This is a genomic window from Ruegeria sp. HKCCD8929, from assembly GCF_013031405.1.
In the GTDB taxonomy this organism is placed as follows: domain Bacteria; phylum Pseudomonadota; class Alphaproteobacteria; order Rhodobacterales; family Rhodobacteraceae; genus Ruegeria.
Genome location: NZ_WPZY01000081.1, coordinates 1 through 2,500 on the forward strand (window position 1 = coordinate 1; position 2,500 = coordinate 2,500).

A 2,500-nucleotide genomic window follows, 5' to 3' on the forward strand; every position below is an offset into this window, starting at 1 on the left:
TGGTTGCGGGAGCAGGATTTGAACCTGCGACCTTCAGGTTATGAGCCTGACGAGCTACCGGACTGCTCCATCCCGCGACACTTTATGAGACCTATCGCTTACGCTACTTGAGGTCGTGGTTGGTCTACCGCCTGTTTGGCTTTTGAGACCGGGTCGTGTTCTGTTGATCGTTTAGAGAGGATTGGGGGATTTTTCTAGGTTTGGCGGTGACCTACTCTCCCGGGGCTTAAGCCCAAGTACCATTGGCGCGGCGGCACTTAACTTCCGGGTTCGGGATGGGACCGGGTGTTTTGCTCGCGCTATGACCACCAAACCGAGGAAAATCCCCGTCGCTCTTTTTGCTTTGCAAAAAGGCGACGCGCGGGAGGCAGCGTATTCGCTTGCGAATGCGCGTTCCCGCACGGTTGTATAATCAACCAACATCGCGGCTAGGTGCTGCGACGCCATCCATTGTCAAAGTCTTGTGTATGCTTTTGGCTTTGTCTTTCCATTACTGGATCAAATCAAGCCTATCGGGCGATTAGTACCGGTCAACTGAACGCATTACTGCGCTTACATCTCCGGCCTATTGACGTGGTGGTCTTCCACGGCCCTCAGGGAGACCTTGTTTTGAGGGGGGCTTCCCGCTTAGATGCCTTCAGCGGTTATCCTGTCCGATCATAGCTACCCAGCACTGCCGTTGGCACGACAACTGGTCCACCAGTGGATCGTTCACCCCGGTCCTCTCGTACTAGGGGCAACTCCTCTCAAGTCTCCTACACCCACGGCAGATAGGGACCGAACTGTCTCACGACGTTCTAAACCCAGCTCACGTACCTCTTTAAACGGCGAACAGCCGTACCCTTGGGACCTGCTCCAGCCCCAGGATGAGATGAGCCGACATCGAGGTGCCAAACACTGCCGTCGATATGGACTCTTGGGCAGTATCAGCCTGTTATCCCCGGCGTACCTTTTATCCGTTGAGCGATGGCCCTTCCACTCGGGACCACCGGATCACTATGGCCGTCTTTCGACTCTGCTCGACTTGTCAGTCTCGCAGTCAGGCTGGCTTCTGCCATTGCACTCAACGAGCGATTTCCGACCGCTCTGAGCCAACCTTCGCGCGCCTCCGTTACGCTTTAGGAGGCGACCGCCCCAGTCAAACTACCCGCCACGCAGGGTCCCGGATCCGGATAACGGACCGCGGTTAGACATCAAGAGTGCGAAGGGTGGTATCTCAAGGGAGGCTCCACAGGGACTTGCGTTCCTGCTTCAAAGCCCACCACCTATCCTGCACATCACAATCCTGATGCCAGTGCGAAGCTGTAGTAAAGGTGCACGGGGTCTTTCCGTCTAACCGCGGGAAGCCTGCATCTTGACAGGCAATTCAATTTCGCTGAGTCGATGTTGGAGACAGCGGGGAAGTCGTTACGCCATTCGTGCAGGTCGGAACTTACCCGACAAGGAATTTCGCTACCTTAGGACCGTTATAGTTACGGCCGCCGTTTACCTGGGCTTCAATTCAAGGCTCTCACCTCTCCTTTTAACCTTCAGGCACCGGGCAGGCGTCAGACCCTATACGTCGTCTTGCGACTTCGCAGAGCCCTGTGTTTTTAATAAACAGTCGCCACCCCCTGGTTTGTGCCCCCAGCCCCTAGTTGCCTAGGAACCGGGCCTCCTTCTCGCGAACTTACGGAGGTATTTTGCCGAGTTCCTTCAACATCGTTCTCTCAAGCGCCTTGGTATGCTCTACCAGTCCACCTGTGTCGGTTTAGGGTACGGTCTTATAGGAGGGCTATTTCCAGGAACCTCTCAGCAGCCCATTCAATCCGATAAGGATGAACTACCTTTGAGATCCGTCACCACTCCACGGCCTAGGAATATTAACCTAGTTCCCATCGCCTACGCCTTTCGGCCTCGGCTTAGGGGCCGGCTTACCCTGCTCAGATTAGCTTTAAGCAGGAACCCTTGGACTTTCGGCGAGAGTGTCTCTCACACTCTTTGTCGCTACTCATGTCATCATTCTCACTAGTGATCTCTCCACCGGATGGCTCACGCCCCGGCTTCATCGAAAGCCTCTCTCCTCCAATCTGCCCGAAGGCATGAAGGAGGAATGAGACTATGTCACACTACGCTCTGCTACCGATGCTTACGCATCCCTAGACTTCGGCTCATGGCTTGAGCCCCGTTACATCTTCGCCGCAGGACAACTTATTTAGACCAGTGAGCTGTTACGCTATCTTTAAAGGATGGCTGCTTCTAAGCCAACCTCCTGGTTGTTTTGGTCGTCCCACCTGCTTTCCCACTTAGCCATGAATTGGGGGCCTTAGTCGTAGGTCAGGGTTGTTTCCCTCTCCACTACGGACGTTAGCATCCGCAGTGTGTCTGCCATCTAGTACTCCCGGGTATTCGGAGTTTGGTTAGGATCAGTAAGCCTGTGGGGCCCCATTACCCATCCAGTGCTCTACCCCCCGGGGTATTCGGATGACGCTCTACCTAAATAGATTTCGCAGAGAACCAG

The 2,500-nt window shown here is 54.8% G+C and carries 1 tRNA gene and 2 rRNA genes (1 of these 3 cut by a window edge); all 3 read right to left on the bottom strand.

Annotation, left to right across the window (positions count from 1 at the left end):
* Positions 1-77, bottom strand: a tRNA-Met gene (locus GOX53_RS28475).
* A gap of 121 nt (positions 78-198) precedes the next feature.
* A 5S ribosomal RNA gene (rrf, locus tag GOX53_RS28480) occupies positions 199-313 on the bottom strand.
* 186 nt (positions 314-499) lie between these two features.
* A 23S ribosomal RNA gene (locus tag GOX53_RS28485) occupies positions 500-2,500 on the bottom strand; it runs 826 nt beyond the window's last position.